Source organism: Mycobacterium sp. NGS17, assembly GCF_059813205.1.
In genome coordinates this window covers 327,704-341,876 of sequence record NZ_JCALED010000003.1, presented here as the reverse complement: position 1 = coordinate 341,876, position 14,173 = coordinate 327,704, and the positions used below count along the sequence as shown (strand labels likewise).

15 protein-coding genes are annotated in these 14,173 nt (G+C 65.0%); 5 read left to right on the top strand and 10 right to left on the bottom strand.

Annotated features, from left to right (window positions below; translation table 11 throughout):
• Nucleotides 1–99 precede the first annotated feature (99 nt).
• Both AC5Y7E_RS09490 and AC5Y7E_RS09485 read left to right on the top strand, forming a co-directional pair.
• A complete protein-coding gene (locus AC5Y7E_RS09490; protein ID WP_499919915.1) occupies nucleotides 100–912 on the top strand; it encodes an enoyl-CoA hydratase-related protein in 813 nt (270 codons plus the stop codon).
• A 2-nt stretch (nucleotides 913–914) separates the two neighbouring features.
• Nucleotides 915–2,117, top strand: a complete 1,203-nt coding sequence (locus AC5Y7E_RS09485) for an acyl-CoA dehydrogenase family protein (protein WP_499948624.1) — start codon at nucleotides 915–917, stop codon at nucleotides 2,115–2,117.
• A gap of 9 nt (nucleotides 2,118–2,126) precedes the next feature.
• Here AC5Y7E_RS09485 and AC5Y7E_RS09480 read toward each other — a convergent pair whose 3' ends face one another.
• Genes AC5Y7E_RS09480 through AC5Y7E_RS09460 form a run of 5 tightly spaced genes read right to left on the bottom strand, consistent with a single transcriptional unit; the run spans nucleotide 2,127 to nucleotide 6,808 of the window.
• The gene (locus AC5Y7E_RS09480; protein WP_499948623.1) at nucleotides 2,127–2,897 is read right to left on the bottom strand and encodes an enoyl-CoA hydratase/isomerase family protein; all 771 of its coding nucleotides are present in this window, start codon (nucleotides 2,895–2,897) and stop codon (nucleotides 2,127–2,129) included.
• Nucleotides 2,898–2,907: 10 nt separating this feature from the next.
• Complete coding sequence (locus AC5Y7E_RS09475) at nucleotides 2,908–3,705, bottom strand: enoyl-CoA hydratase/isomerase family protein (RefSeq protein ID WP_499948621.1); 798 nt, start codon at nucleotides 3,703–3,705, stop codon at nucleotides 2,908–2,910.
• Nucleotides 3,706–3,711: 6 nt separating this feature from the next.
• Nucleotides 3,712–4,563, bottom strand: coding sequence for an enoyl-CoA hydratase/isomerase family protein (locus tag AC5Y7E_RS09470; protein WP_499919919.1), 852 nt, complete (start codon nucleotides 4,561–4,563; stop codon nucleotides 3,712–3,714).
• Nucleotides 4,560–4,793: a biotin/lipoyl-containing protein gene (locus AC5Y7E_RS09465; protein ID WP_499948620.1), complete on the bottom strand. Its 234-nt coding sequence runs from the start codon at nucleotides 4,791–4,793 to the stop codon at nucleotides 4,560–4,562. Before AC5Y7E_RS09465 ends, AC5Y7E_RS09470 begins: the two co-directional genes overlap by 4 nt.
• Nucleotides 4,790–6,808, bottom strand: coding sequence for an alpha-ketoacid dehydrogenase subunit alpha/beta (locus tag AC5Y7E_RS09460; protein WP_499948618.1), 2,019 nt, complete (start codon nucleotides 6,806–6,808; stop codon nucleotides 4,790–4,792). Before AC5Y7E_RS09460 ends, AC5Y7E_RS09465 begins: the two co-directional genes overlap by 4 nt.
• 115 nt (nucleotides 6,809–6,923) lie before the next feature.
• Between AC5Y7E_RS09460 and lipL the strand changes: the two genes are divergently transcribed.
• Genes lipL through AC5Y7E_RS09445 form a run of 3 tightly spaced genes read left to right on the top strand, consistent with a single transcriptional unit; the run spans nucleotide 6,924 to nucleotide 9,640 of the window.
• Nucleotides 6,924–8,198, top strand: a complete 1,275-nt coding sequence (gene lipL, locus AC5Y7E_RS09455) for an esterase/beta-lactamase LipL (RefSeq protein WP_499948617.1) — start codon at nucleotides 6,924–6,926, stop codon at nucleotides 8,196–8,198.
• Nucleotides 8,199–8,255: 57 nt separating this feature from the next.
• Nucleotides 8,256–8,708, top strand: coding sequence for a nuclear transport factor 2 family protein (locus AC5Y7E_RS09450; protein WP_499948615.1), 453 nt, complete (start codon nucleotides 8,256–8,258; stop codon nucleotides 8,706–8,708).
• Nucleotides 8,708–9,640: a TIGR03619 family F420-dependent LLM class oxidoreductase gene (locus AC5Y7E_RS09445; RefSeq protein WP_499948614.1), complete on the top strand. Its 933-nt coding sequence runs from the start codon at nucleotides 8,708–8,710 to the stop codon at nucleotides 9,638–9,640. Before AC5Y7E_RS09450 ends, AC5Y7E_RS09445 begins: the two co-directional genes overlap by 1 nt.
• Here AC5Y7E_RS09445 and AC5Y7E_RS09440 read toward each other — a convergent pair.
• Genes AC5Y7E_RS09440 through AC5Y7E_RS09420 form a run of 5 tightly spaced genes read right to left on the bottom strand, consistent with a single transcriptional unit; the run spans nucleotide 9,637 to nucleotide 14,156 of the window.
• Nucleotides 9,637–10,035 (bottom strand): nuclear transport factor 2 family protein, encoded by a 399-nt coding sequence (locus tag AC5Y7E_RS09440; protein WP_499948613.1) that lies wholly within the window; start codon nucleotides 10,033–10,035, stop codon nucleotides 9,637–9,639. The two genes, AC5Y7E_RS09445 and AC5Y7E_RS09440, sit on opposite strands and share 4 nt — an antisense overlap.
• A complete protein-coding gene (locus AC5Y7E_RS09435) occupies nucleotides 10,032–10,427 on the bottom strand; it encodes a Zn-ribbon domain-containing OB-fold protein (RefSeq protein WP_499919926.1) in 396 nt (131 codons plus the stop codon). Before AC5Y7E_RS09435 ends, AC5Y7E_RS09440 begins: the two co-directional genes overlap by 4 nt.
• Entirely contained in the window at nucleotides 10,424–11,596 is a 1,173-nt protein-coding gene (locus tag AC5Y7E_RS09430) for an acetyl-CoA acetyltransferase (protein WP_499948611.1), read from the bottom strand. The genes AC5Y7E_RS09435 and AC5Y7E_RS09430 overlap by 4 nt, the downstream gene beginning before the upstream one ends.
• The gene (locus AC5Y7E_RS09425; protein ID WP_499948609.1) at nucleotides 11,593–13,086 is read right to left on the bottom strand and encodes a class I adenylate-forming enzyme family protein; all 1,494 of its coding nucleotides are present in this window, start codon (nucleotides 13,084–13,086) and stop codon (nucleotides 11,593–11,595) included. The genes AC5Y7E_RS09430 and AC5Y7E_RS09425 overlap by 4 nt, the downstream gene beginning before the upstream one ends.
• Nucleotides 13,083–14,156, bottom strand: a complete 1,074-nt coding sequence (locus tag AC5Y7E_RS09420; RefSeq protein WP_499948607.1) for an LLM class flavin-dependent oxidoreductase — start codon at nucleotides 14,154–14,156, stop codon at nucleotides 13,083–13,085. The genes AC5Y7E_RS09425 and AC5Y7E_RS09420 overlap by 4 nt, the downstream gene beginning before the upstream one ends.
• Nucleotides 14,157–14,173: the final 17 nt, after the last annotated feature.

Below are 14,173 nucleotides of genomic sequence, written 5' to 3'. Positions count from 1 at the left end.
CACCGTCCTCCTCGTAAGGAACAGTAATACATTATCTGTATAGTTGCACTATTATGGTGGCGCGGGTCGCCCACCCCCTGCTGAGGAGGACGAAGGAACGTGGAAACCCGAGATCTCGAGCACGTCGTCTACGAGAAGGACGGCGCTATCGCGCGGATCATCCTGAACAATCCGGACGCCGCCAACGCCCAGACCTCTGAAATGGTCCATAGCGTCAACGCGGCCCTCGACGACGCGCAGTACGACTACGACATCAAAGTCGTGATCATCAAAGCCAATGGCAAGGGCTTCTGCTCTGGCCACGTCCCCACGGGTGCATACCCCGAATTCAAGGCCGAGCTGGAAGCATCGGGGAAAGTCTGGCGGTCTGCTGCCCAATTATTTCTGTGGCCGGTCCTCAAGCTGTGGGAGTTCCCCAAACCGGTGATCGCTCAGGTGCACGGCTATGCGATCGGCGGGGGCACGACATGGGCGCTGATTCCCGAAATCACCGTGTGTTCCGAGGACGCGTGGTTCCAGATGCCGCTGGTTCCCGGCTTTGGGCTCCCCGGCGCCGAAACGATGTTTGAGCCGTGGGTTTTCATGAATTACAAGCGCGCCGCCGAATACCTCTACACAGCCCAGCGGTTGACGGCCGCCGAGGCCTTGGAGTTCGGTCTGGTCAATCGGGTGGTGCCCGCCGATCAACTCGAAGCCACCGTCGAGGAGCTGGCCGCGCAGATCGCCAAGGCGCCCTTGATCACGCTGCAGGCAGTCAAGTCCGGCGTCATCCGGGCCTGGGAGACCATGGGGTTCCGCACCCATCAACAAGCCAGCAATGACCTTCAGGCGATGGTGACCGGCAGCAAGGAGTTCCAGCAGTTCATGGCGGAACTCATGAAGAAGGGCTCAAAGCCCAGTAAACGCATCTGAGCATGCCTCTCAAACCGATCATCCGGTTCGGCGGGGACGAGGAGACCGAGTCGCTGCGGGCTTCGGTCCGTGGCTGGCTTGCGGGCAACTTGCCGGATGAATTCCGCCGCACCGCGGCCAATCCCGACTACCTCCCCCGCGATGCGCACGACCGTGCGGTGGCGTTCTGCCAGGCGTTACACGACCAGGGCTGGTTCGTGCCGCACTGGCCCGCCCAGTACGGCGGGGGCGGCCGCGGTGTCGTCGAACAGGTGGTCATCCGGGAGGAGCTCGCCTACGCCGGGGCACCGCTGGTCAACACCAACGGCGTCAACATGCTGGCGCCGGTGTTGTTCAAATACGGTACTCCTGAACAGAAGGCGGAGCACCTGCCGGCCATCGCCCGCTCAGAACGCATGTGGGCACAGGGGTATTCGGAACCTGAGGCCGGCTCGGATCTGGCGGCACTGCGCATGACCGCTCATCAGGACGGCGACCATTACGTCCTGGACGGGCAGAAGACATGGACGAGCAACGGCGTGCTCGCCGATTGGATCTTCGTCTTGGCCCGCACCTCGCCGGTTGCCGATAAGCGCCAGGCGGGAATCTCGTTCTTCCTCGTCGACCTTGAGACACCGGGAATCACCCGCCGGCCCATCCGCTCGATGACCGGATATCCGACCTTCGCCGAGGAGTTCTTCGACAGTGTGCGCGTGCCGGCGGCCAATCTCGTTGGGGCAGAGGGCGAGGGGTGGACGGTCGGAAAGGCGCTGTTGGAGGTCGAACGATCGAATATCACCAGGGCCGCGCAGGCCCAGCGCTATCTCGATGAGTTGATCGACTGGTGCCACGCGCAGAAAGGGTCGCCGCATGATCCGCTGGCTGAACCGACTACCCGCATCGCGCTAGCCCGCGCCGTCGAACGCGTAGAGGCCGGCCGCGCCCTGTCCTATCGCGTAGCGCACCTGCAGGCCGCGGGTGCTTTGGATCCCGCGTTGCCGTCGTTGTCGAAGCTGTACCACTCCGAGCTGACCGCCGAATTACGGGCGCTTGGCGCCCAGATCCTCGGTCCCGCTGGTGAACTCATGCCGAACGATCCGGATTCCATCCTGCATGGGCACTTTTCCGAGGGGCTCCTGTTGTCGCTGCTGCATGCGATCGGCGGAGGTACTAGCGAGATTCAGCGAGATCTGATATCTACGGTCGGCTTGGGCATGCCGCGCTGAGATGATCGCTTAGGAGAAGGCGGTGCGGCCCTCAACCGCAGCCGAGCGCTGCTGCGCAACGGTGGCCATCGCCAGTTCGAGCGGATGGAACGCGGCGAGCTGAGCGCTTTCGGCCGAATTGATCAGCCGCTTGGTCATTTCCACCGCTCCGGCATCGGCTTGTGCCAGCTCGCTGGCGATGGCCAGCGCCCGGTCGATCGCCGATCCGGGATCGACAACGTCGGTCACCAGTCCCAGCTTCTCGGCCTCGAAGCCCGACATCCGTGTCCCGCGCAACAGGAACGACGCCGCACGGTGCCGGCCCAACTGCTGAGTCAGGCGCCAAGCGAGCCCACCGTCGGGCACCACCGCGCGCGCCACGAACGGCGCAGCAAAAAAGGCGTCGGAAGCGCACACAACCAGATCGCATGACAGTGCCAGGCTCCAGCCGAGGCCGACGGCCGCGCCCTCGACTGCCGCGATGGTCGGTACCGGCAGTGCTTTGAGTTGTTCCATCACTCGTTGGGCGTGTTCGACACGGCCGGCGGGGCTCAGCGGACCGTTCCCGTGTGCCGGTCCGGTCTTCAAATCTCCTCCGGCGCAGAAGAATCCATCTGCACCGGCCAAAACCACGCCGCGGTCGCCGTAGGCAACTAGTCCGCCGAGCGCGATGGATAGCTCGGTCCACGAGTCATACGACAACGCGTTACGCTGGCGTGGCCGATTGAGTAAAACGACAGCAATGCCGTCTCGATTTTCGCATCGGATCAGCTGAGCCTCAGCATCGGTGTGGTCGGCCATTGGATCGCCCCTACCGGTTGAGGAACTTGTCGATGGCCGCGCGATGCTCGGGTGTGGTGAAACACTCCGTCTCGGCCGAGATCCCGTATTCGAGGATGCCGGTAATCGCGCGCTGGGCATGCAAATTCAACGTTCGTTTCGTGTCCTGCACAGCCCTTGGCGGCAACGCGGCGAGGCGGTGAGCAACCGATAGGCCCTCCCGCTTGATATCCGGATGCGGTACGACCCGGTTGGCTAAGCCCAGCTCGACCGCCTTGTCGGCCTTGATGCGTTCGCCGAGCATCAGGTACTCCTTGGCTTTGATCAGGCTCATCAGCAACGGCCACAGGACCGAGCCGCCGTCACCGGCAACCAGTCCGCTCGCTACGTGAGTGTCGGCGAAGAACGCCCGGTCTGACATCAAGACGATGTCGCACAACACTGCGATGCTGCACCCGAAGCCGACCGCGGGGCCGTTGACAGCCGCGACTACCGGCAGTGGAAAGTCGATCACGTCGCGCACGATGCGTCGGGCGTCTCGCATTCCGGCGCGGCGAGTGACCGGGTTGTTGACATGGGTTTCCAGCCATTCCACCAGGTTTCCGCCGGCGGAGAAGTAATCGCCGGTGCCGGTGATCAGCACCGCCCGGGCGTCGGGGTCGTCGGCCAGCGTGCCCCACAACCGGGTGAAGGCGGTGTGCATCCGGTTGTTGACCGCGTTCGCGTTGTCGGGGTTGTTCAACGTCACGATACGCACGGGACCGTCTGCGGCCACGAGGATCTCGTCGCACCCGGTCAGTTCCGGTGTGCCCTCCGGTACGTCCGTCATCGGCGTTCAGCCCTCGTCTCTTGCAGTCAGCCATTCCGGCCGACGAGTCTCCACGAAGGCCTCGCGGTCGTGGCTGACAGGCCATTCCGGGGATCGCTTCTGCAGGAACGCGGTGAAGGCCTCGATCTGCTCGGTGGTGCCGATGGACGACCAGTAGCCCGTGACGTCCACGGGCGGCAGCGCACGCGCCATCTCACGTTTCATCGCGGCGCGAGCGACCGGGCCGGTCTTTCGGACTCGTTCTAGCAGGGCGTCGACTTCCAACAGCAAGGAGTCGTGCGGCACGACTTTACCGACCAGGCCGAGGCGCTCGGCCTCGGGTGCGTCGATCCAATCGTTGCCGTAGATAAGGTGATTGGCCCTCAGTGTGCCCAGCCGTTGCGGCAGCCGAGCGGCGACGAACGCTTCGTATACGCCGCGGGTGAGGTCGGGGACGCGGAATCGGGCTCGATCGGATGCGACGACCAGATCCGCGAACAGGGTCATCACCAAACCACCGCCAAGGGCAATCCCGTTAACCGCGCAGACAACGATTTTCGGTATCTTGCCGAGCGTTTCGAACGGCGTCCCGTCGTATGATTCGGTGAATGCATCCCACGTCCGGTCCGGGTTGCCCACCGCGTTCATGTCCCCACCCGCGCAGAATGCCTCGCCGGATCCGGTGATTACCAGGAAGCTCAAACGCGGCTCGTCGGCGACAATCATCGCTGCCCGCTTGATGCCGTGATAGCCGTCTGCGGTGACGGCATTCTTCTTCTCGGGACGGCTGATCGTGACGGTCAATGTGTCGCCCTGGATACGCCCGATTAGCTCTGGGGTGCCGAGGTCGACGTCGACCGATTCGGGGAGCGCGGTCACTGTTCCCCGATCACTGCGAGAAGTTCACCGACACTGAAGGTTTCGCCCGCACTGACCTTCCAGGCGACCACTCCGCTGGCCGGCGCTTCGATGTCCATTTCGATCTTGTCCGTGGCGATCTGATAAAGCGGGTCACCCTCGGAAACGTGGTCACCGTCCGCTACATAGAACTCGATCAATTCCGCTTCGGTGATCGCATCACCAGGTTTGGGCATCCGCACCTCGATCACACGATTCTCCTGACGGTTTCGACGAGTTGCGCGGCGTCCGGACGGCAAGCCGCTTCGAGGGTGGCCGCGCGCGGCACCGGCGTATACGTGCCGGCCACGCGTTGAATGGGGCTCACCAGCACACCGAACAGCTCGGTGCCCACGGCGGCGGCGATTTCGGCCCCCGGTCCGCAGAATCCGACCGACTCGTGGGCCACCACCAGGCGCCGGGTCTTGCGGACCGATTCGATCACCGCCGCCAGATCCAGCGGCACCAGCGTCCGCAGATCTACGACTTCAACCGAAACGCCCTCAATGTCAAGCTGGTTGGCTGCATCGAGCGCGGCATGGACCATGGTGCCGTACGTACAGATCGTCACATCGGTGCCGACCCGTTTGATGTCGGCCTGCCCGAGCGGGATCACATAGTCGGCGGTGGGCACGGGCCCCTTACCGCCGCCGTAGAAGAGCTTCATCGACTCGACGAACAGGCACGGATCGTCTTCTGCCAGGCATGCATTGAGCAGGCCCACGGCGTCGGCTGCGGTGCTGGGCCAGACGACCTTGATTCCGGGTGTGTGCATCGCCCAGGCCTCGAACGCTTGCGAGTGTTGCGGGCCTGCGGCTGTGCCCACCATGGCGCGGATGACGATCGGTGCGCCCTGCCGGCCGCCTGACATGTAGCGGATCTTCGCGGCGTGGTTGGCGATCTGATCCATGGCCACACCCAGGAAGTCCATGAACATGAGTTCCGCCACCGGCCGCAGCCCGCCTAGTGCCGCACCGACGGCGGCGCCGATGATGGACGACTCGGCGATCGGGGTGTCGCGCACCCGGTCGGTGCCGTACTTGGTGGAAAGTCCCGCGGTGATCTTGAACATGCCGCCCGCCGGATCGGCGATGTCCTCGCCGAGCAGCACGATTGAATCATCGGCGGCCATGGCGCGATCCAGCGTGCGGTGAATCGCCTGCACGAGACCGAGATTCTCGGTTTCTCCTTCGGGCGCCTTCGCACGCTGCGTTACGGGTGCCGCTAGTTCGGTGCCATGCGCGGCGAACACGTCGCGAGTGAGTTCCGTTACGGCGGGTGGCTCGGCCTCGCGGGCTGAGGCGAAGGCCGAGTCGATTTCTGCCATCAGTTCGGCGTCAATGCGGTCGAGCTCGTCCTCAGTGGCCAGACCGTCGTCGATGAGGCGCTGCCGGTACCGCGCGAAGGGTGGGTCGGCGCGCTTGGCCGCCAGCTCGTCAGGGTCCGCGTAGGGCATCTGGTCGCCAAAGTAGTGGCCCTGCAGGCGATATGCCACCGCTTCGACGAACGATGGGCCGCCGCCGGACCGCGCACGCTCGACGGCCTCGGCCACGGCGTGAAACACCGCGTGCGGATCCGTGCCGTCGACAGTGATCCCGGGCATCGCGTAGCCGGCGGCCCGGTCGGACAACCGGGTCGAGCGGGTGTAGCCCGCCACGGGCGTGCATTCGGCCCATGCATTGTTCTGGCAGAAGAACACCACTGTAAGCGACCACAGCGTCGCCATGTTCATGGCCTCGTGGACGTAGCCGATGCTCGTCGCACCGTCGCCGAAGCTCACCAGCACCACGCGATCACTGCCCTTGACGGCCTCTGCCAGCGCGATCCCGTTCGCGATCAGGGGGCCGGCACCCACGATGCCGGTGGTCCACGCGACCCCGTGCTCGGGGTCGAAAATGCCCATTGCCCCGGCTTTGCCCTTTGACAAACCGGTGCTTCGGCCGAGGATTTCGGCGAAGTACTTGGGTAGGTCGATGCCCTTGGCCACCACATCACCGAGACCGCGATAGGTGGTGACCAGCTGATCGTTATCGGAGAGGGCAAGGGCCGCGCCGGCCGACATCGCCTCCTGTCCCTCGACTGGCCAATAGCTCATGGCGATCTCGCCGGAGGACAGGCCTTTTCGGACGCGCTGGTCGCTGTGGTGCACCTTGCTCATCAAGCGGTATAACTCGACGGCACGGTCGCTGCTCAGGACCCGGGTTCCCATGTCTACTTGCGTGGCCATCACCACTCCTTCGCGATGCGCACTCCGTCGACGAGCATACAATACAATATGACGATATTTGTTTAGTCGTCCGATGGGCGGCTCAGACGCCCAGTTGAGGAGAACTTCGACCGCGATGCCCGAGCGACTAGCCCTGCGAGCCGGTGAGGGTCTGCCGACCCATGTGCACGGTGCCGCCGACCCTCGATTTGCCTGCGCAGTGAGAACCTTCGCCGCGCTCTTTCCCGGCCCACGGTATGGCGGTGGGGCGCTGTCTGTGTATGTCGACGGGGAACCCGTCGTCGACGTGTGGACCGGCTGGTCCGATCGCGAGGGGCGCGTGCCCTGGTCCGCGGACACCGGCGCGATGGTCTTCTCCGCGGGTAAGGGCGTGGCATCGACGGTCCTGCACCGCCTCGCCGACCGTGGGTTGCTGTCCTACGACGACCGCATCGCGCAGTACTGGCCCGAGTTCGGCGCCAACGGTAAGTCCGACATCACCGTGCGTGACATGTTGCGTCACACGACGGGCCTGTCCCGGCTCGGGACCATCACCACCGAACAGTTGCTCGATCACCGGTTCATGGAAGAGCGGCTGGCCGCCGCGCCCGTTGACCGCCTCGCCGGCCGGGCGGCATATCACGCGTTCACATTCGGATGGTTGGCATCCGGATTGGCCCGCGCGATCACCGGCAAGGGTATGCGGGAGCTATTCCGCACGGAGATCGCGCGACCACTGGACACCGACGGTATCCACCTAGGGCGGCCGCCGGCCGACGGGTCCACGAAGGCCGCACAGACCATGTTCCCGCAACGCTTTTCGGGCGGGCCGGGGGTCGGCCAGCTGATCTCGCTGATGGCCAAACTGCCGATTCCAGGCCCGCTCGGTGCGACCTACGTACCCGGTATCACCTCCCTGGTCCAGGACGACATGGCGCTGCTGGACAGCGAGATTCCCGCGGTGAATGCGGTGGTGACCGCGCGGGGGCTCGCCAAGATGTACGGAGCGCTCGCCAACGGCGGAAGTATCGATGGGCAGCGATTCCTCTCGGAGGAATTGGTCGGGTCGTTGACAGGCAGGCGCAGCTTTCGGCCGGACCTGAACGTCTTCTTCCCGATGTCATTTCACCTGGGCTACCACGGATCACCGGTGCCGGGCCTACTGCGGGGCTTCGGGCATGCCGGACTGGGCGGGACCATCGGCTGGGCCGACCCGATCACCAAAAGCTCATTCGGCTTCGTACACAACCGGCTGCTGACACCGATGGTCGCCGACCAACTGCTCTTCGTGCCGCTGCTGATACCGCTGCAGCGTGGCGTCAACGAGACACACGACAGTGACCTCGTCACCGTGCCAAGCTTCGGCGCACGAACCTCCGACGAGGCGCGCACCGAAACCGCCGGGCGCTGACCCGACAAGCTCAGGCGGTATCGTCTACGGGTCTCTATCGGCCGGCACGGGAAGCAGATGGATATCTCGCGGGCACTTCCCCATGCGGAACTTGAAGCGCTGTCCCGCAGGTATGCGGCGGCGGTCGATCGCCGAGATCGCGACGCGCTTCTGGCGGTGTTCGCCCCCGACGCGTCCATGCTCGTCGAAAGACCCGGGCGCGAACCGGGAACGCTGACCGGTCACGGCGAGATTCAACGGATAATCGGCATCGTCGCGCGGTGGCCACGCACCGCTCACCTCATTGCACAGGGCCTGTATGTCGTCGAGGGGGAGTCGGCGGTCGGCGAAATCTACTGCACTGCCAATCACTTTCGTGGTGGCGAGCCGGACGGGCAGAACCACGTCATGCACATCCGCTACCTGGACAAGTATTCGCTCGACGGCGGTCTGCGGTGGCGGATCGCGCACCGCAGGGTCGTCGTCGATGCCACCGAGGACCGGGCCGCGTCGATCGGAGGACTCAGTTGATGGCCCCGCTACAGCTCTCGATGGGGATTCCGTCGTTTTCCGCAGCGGCACCGCCGGATTGGGAACACCTGACGGATTGGGCGCAACTGTTGGAGGGCGCTGGATTCGACCGCCTGCTGGTCTCGGAACACGTCGCGTTCGGCATGAACATGGACGCGTACGCGGATCCACGGACGGGCGGAACAATAGGTGGTCGCCAACCGACCGGTCCGGACGGGCACTGGCTGGAACCGCTCACGACGCTGACCTACCTGGCGGCAAAGACCGAGCGAATCCGGCTGGGCACAAACATTTTGCTCGCCGCGCTGCGTCCGGCCGCGGTCCTTGCGAAAACCCTTGCGACCATGGACGTTCTGTCCGGTGGCCGCGTCGATGTCGGGGTGGGCGTCGGCTGGCAGCGTGAGGAATACGACGCGGCTGGAGTGGACTTCGACCGACGCGGGGCGATCCTGGACCAGACGCTCGAAGTATGCCAGCGGCTATGGCGGGAGAACGAGGTGAGCTATCACTCAGCCGGTTTGAGTTTTGAGCGGATTCACCAGATGCCCAAACCAGTGCAGCCCGGCGGAGTACCGGTCTGGGTGAGCGGGACGGTGAACCGAGCGGTCGCTCGCCGGCTCGCTCGCTTTGGACGGGGGTGGATCCCGTGGGGTCCGGATGCGCGGGATGTCGCCGCGGGAATTAGTCGAATGCGCGCCGCGGTCGAGCGCGCCGGCGGCGACCCGGACGGGTTCGGTGTTGCCGGGACGCTGCGCATGCAGACGAGTGCCGATGGCCGGCTCGACCTCACCGCGGTCGCCGCGGGAGCGACCTCGCTGGCGAACGCCGGCGTGACCGACCTGCGAATGACGCACTGGCCCTTGCCTGGCGCGAATCGGGATCGCGACATCCCCGCACTCGTCCAGGCGGTCCGTGACGCTGTCGATGACTAGGGCGTCCGGATCGACTCGAGTTGCGCAGCGAGCAGCATCCGGTCGAAATAACAACGTTCCAGGACGAGATCGGGCCCGCGGAAGCCGAAGAGGTTGACGCTCAACATGTCGAGCGGTGTGCCGGGTGCGGTCGTTCGGGTCTCCACGACCAGACCGTTGTCCCCGTGGTAGATCGCCTCCGCGGCATATCGCAGCATGGGGAGATCCACCCACTGCTGCAACAACATTGCGCGGACCGCCTCGCCACCATCGAAAACGGTTCCCGTAGGGATGATCTCGTAGCGCGGATGGGTGAAGGTGGCCATCGCCGCGTCCAGGTCGCGCGCATTCTCGGCCGCGACGTGCCGGAGCACGACCTCTTCGCGGACGCGCCGCAGCGCGGTATCAGGACTCACTTCGTTTCGAAGACAGCGAGATTGCGGCCGTCCTCGAGCGGCACCCACGCCACGGTGACACGGTCACCAACCGTCGGAGGGGGACCGAACACGTTCGACATCATGCGGACACCTTCGTCCAGATCGACGAGCACCACGGAGTACGGCACCTTGTCGGCAAGGGCGGGGAGCGCGGCGCGGTGGTGCACGCTGACCGCGTAAACGACCCCGTCGCCGCTCAACTTCTCCCACTGCAGCGACGACCCGCCGCAGTGCGGACAGACGAACCGCGGGTACCAGACGAGCCGCGAGCACGATTCGCATCGTTGGACCGTCAGCTCGCGACGCCGGGTCGCGTCCCAGAAGGGCGCGGATGCCGGGCTGGGCGGGGGGACGGGCAGCGTATCGGTCACAGCGTCGCCTCCGTTCCCAGAATCACCGTCGAGGTGGCTGAGAGCACCCCGCCGGTGCCGTGTGCGACAGCCGTTTTCGCTTCTGGGACCTGGCGTTCGCCACATTCACCGCGCAACTGGCGCGTGGCCTCGACGAGCAGGAAGGCCCCGAACGCCCCGGGGTGGGTGTAGGCGAGCCCGCCGCCGGAGGTCTGACCGGGCAGCGTACCTCCGGGTCCCAACGCGCCGTCCGCGACAAACGAACCCCCTTCGCCCTTCGGGCAGAAGCCCAAGTCTTCGAGCGCCAGCAGCACCGTGATGGTGAACGAGTCGTAGAGCTCGACCACATCGATGTCGGCCGGGTTGAGGCCAGCTGCACGGAAGGCGGCTGGCCCCGAAAGGCCACCTGGGGAGACGGTGAGGTCGGGCATTTGGGAGATCATCGCGTGCGAGGCCGCCGACGCCGCACCCAGGACGAAGGCCGGCGGTTTGGCCAGGTTGCGGGCGCGCTCGGCGCTCGTGACCACCAGTGCCGCGGCGCCGTCGGTGACTAGGCAGCACTCGAGCTTGTGTAGCGGTTCGGCAATGAAGCCGGAGTCCAGGACGTCATTCACGGTGATCGCCTCGCGCAGGTGAGCGCGCGGATTCATTACCGCCCAACGCCGGGTGTCGACGGCGATCTGAGCGAGCTGAGCGGCGGTGGTCCCGAAAGTGGCCATGTGGCGGTTGGCGGCCAGCGCGTAGGCACTGATCGGGAGCATCACGCCAAACGGGTTCTCCCACTCGAGCCGCTCGGGGGTGGCGAAGACGCCAAGACCTTTTTCGCCTCGCTTTCGGGCGGCACGCGGTGTGGATGCATAGACGACCACTACCGTCTCGGCTTCACCGGCGGCGATCGCCGCGGCGGCATGCTCGACGTACAGCCCGTAGCTGGCGCCCCCGGTTTGAGTGGCATCGGTGAATCGTGGTGTTATTCCCAGGTATTCGGCCAGTTCGACCGAATGCATGAGCGCTCCGCCGGTACAGGTGCACAGGCCATCGACGTCCCGCAGCGACAACCCGGCATCGGCCAACGCCGCGGTGATGACGCGCGCTTCCAATTCCCGCAGCGGAACGTCAATCACACCGGTCGGCGAAACCTCGTCGGCTACACCGACGACGGCCGCCGCCCCTCGGATGTCGATTGTCAACTCCGCACCTCTTCGAATAATTCACGCACGCCGGGCTGGCTGACCTTGAGCGAGGGCGTCCGTGGCAACTCATCGACGATGACCAGACGGGCCGGAACCTGGTAGCGACTGACTCGTTCGCGCACATAGGCCAGAAGATCCTCCGATGTGACCTGACCACCGTGGACCAACTCGACTGCTGCGACCGGCACGTGGCCGAGCCGCTCGTCGGGCAGACCGGCCACACCGGCGTCGCGCACCGCCGGATGGCTGCGCAGGACCTCGACGATTTCGGCGGGCGTGACCTTGAAGCCACCGCGGATGATGACGTCGTCGATGCGCCCATCGATGAACACGAAGCCGTCGTCATCGACACGGCCGAGGTCGGTGGTCCGCACCCAGGCGCCCCCGGAGGTACGGACCTCGATGCGACCCTGTTCACCGGCCGGCATCTCGCTGTCGTCTTCTATGGACATGACGCGGATTTCCCGGCCCTGCTGGGGCCGTCCTACGCTGCCGCGTTTGGCTGCGGCCCACTCCCGATGTAAGGCAAGGTTCCAGCCCGCCACTCCGCCCGCGAATTCCGTTGCGCCGTAGGATGGCAAGACCGCAACGCCGTAGCGCTGCTCGAACTCCTCTTGTATATCGACGGGCAGATGCGCGGTGCCCGAGGTCACCACCTCCACGCTGGAGAACACCTCAGGCGCCACTCCGGCGTCGAGCACCATTGACAGCGCCGACGGCACCAGGCTCACGGCGCGTGGCCGATGCCGGACCACCAATTCCACGAAATCGGGCACCCGGAATCGCTCCATTAGTGCGATCTTTCGGCCCTCGCAGACATTGAGCAGCGTGCGAAACAGTCCCGACATGTGCACCAGCGGCGAGCCGACGATCGCGACGCCGGAACGCAGTCTGAGTTCCGGCCGGTGCCCCGAACTGTAATGTGCGCTTGCCGCGGCGACTGTGTGCTCGAACGTGCTGTAGGACAGCGGGATTCGCTTCGGGGGACCGGTAGTGCCGCTCGTCAGCATCTCGACGGCGATACCAGCGGTCTTGTTTCGGAACGGGCCGGATCCAGGATCTTCGAGGCCGGCAACGGTAGCGCAGTCGGCGGGCTCGGTCATCACCTGCAGCCCCATCGCCCCAGCGGCGGCGCGGATGACTCCGGTGCGCTGCCAGTCGGTCGGCACTGCGACCAACGCAGGCAACCTCAACCCACGGATGTCCGATGCGAGTCCGGCGTCGCCGTGTGACGGGTTGATCGTGACGATGCAACCGTTGGCCAATAACACGCCCAGCATCGCCCCGACCATCGCGGGGTGGTTACGCAGCACCAGGCCGACAGCAGACCCCTCGTCCAAACCTACTGCTGTCAGCTGGCTTTCAACTCCAGAAGCGATGTCTGCCAGCGCCTGCCAAGTCGTCCAAGAACCCTGGTACTCGATGGCGGGTGCCCCGGGGTCGATCGCCAGAACCGCCCGGATGCGGTCGGTCAGCTGCTGGCTCAAGCCGCCGCTGCCGCGAGCTCGGTGGCCGCTGGGATCACCTCTTGGGCGAACAGCTTCATCGACTCATAAACCTTTGCGCGATCCATCGCCCCGCCTCGCGACATGCGCAATATGATGTTGCGCCAACCCATGTCGATGACAGTACGCATCTTCTCCACGATGCGCTCCGGATTACCCATCAGCGTCAGGTGTGAATTCAGCACCTGCTCGTAGCTCTGCTTGTCGTGCTTCTCGAACCAGTCCGAGTAGGCCTTATAGTCGGCCGGTATCTCGCCGCCCCGCTCGAAGGGGCTTGAATACTTGCGGTGCGTCTGGATGGACAGTTCGACACTCTCGCGCGGATAGCTGCGTGCGAATGCGTCATCCTCGTGGCAGAACGCGTTGAGCAGCGCCCACACGTTACCGGTGGCTGCTTCGAGTCCCTTCTCGGACTGCACCTTCAAGTAAATATCCAGCGCCCCCTGTAGGTCCGGGTCGACCTGGTAGGGGTTACCGATGATCGCACCGAAGCCCTTCTCGGCGAGCCACTCGAAGCTTGACGGCGTCTTCATCACCGTGCCCCACACCGGAATCGTTTGCTGCGCCGGTCGCGGATAGATGGTCACGTCCTCGAGCTGGAAGTACTTGCCGTCATAGCTGACGTTTTCCTCCGTCAACAGCCGGCTGACGATGTCCACGCACTCCTGGTAGCGGCTGGTGGCCTCGTCCATCGAGAGGCCGAAACCCTTGAACTCGTGCGCCTGGTAGCCGCGGCCGAAGCCGGCGTCGAAGCGTCCGCCGGACAAAACGTCGACCATCGCTATGCGTTCTGCCAGTTGGATCGGATTGTGGAAGGGCGCGACCATGCAAGCGGTTCCGATGCGGATGCGTTCGGTCTGCGCAGCGATCGCCGTAGCCACCTGCGGAAGGTCGGGAAGCATCCCGTATGGCGAGAAGTGGTGCTCGGCCAGCCAGACCTCGTCGTAGCCGAGCTCCTCTGCCCAGCGCGCTTCCTCCAGCACGTTGGCCAGCACCTCTCGCTCGCTGAGGTGGTTGGGCTTGTCGCCGAGGATGAACACGCCGAACTTCATATCGGTCCTTCCTTCTG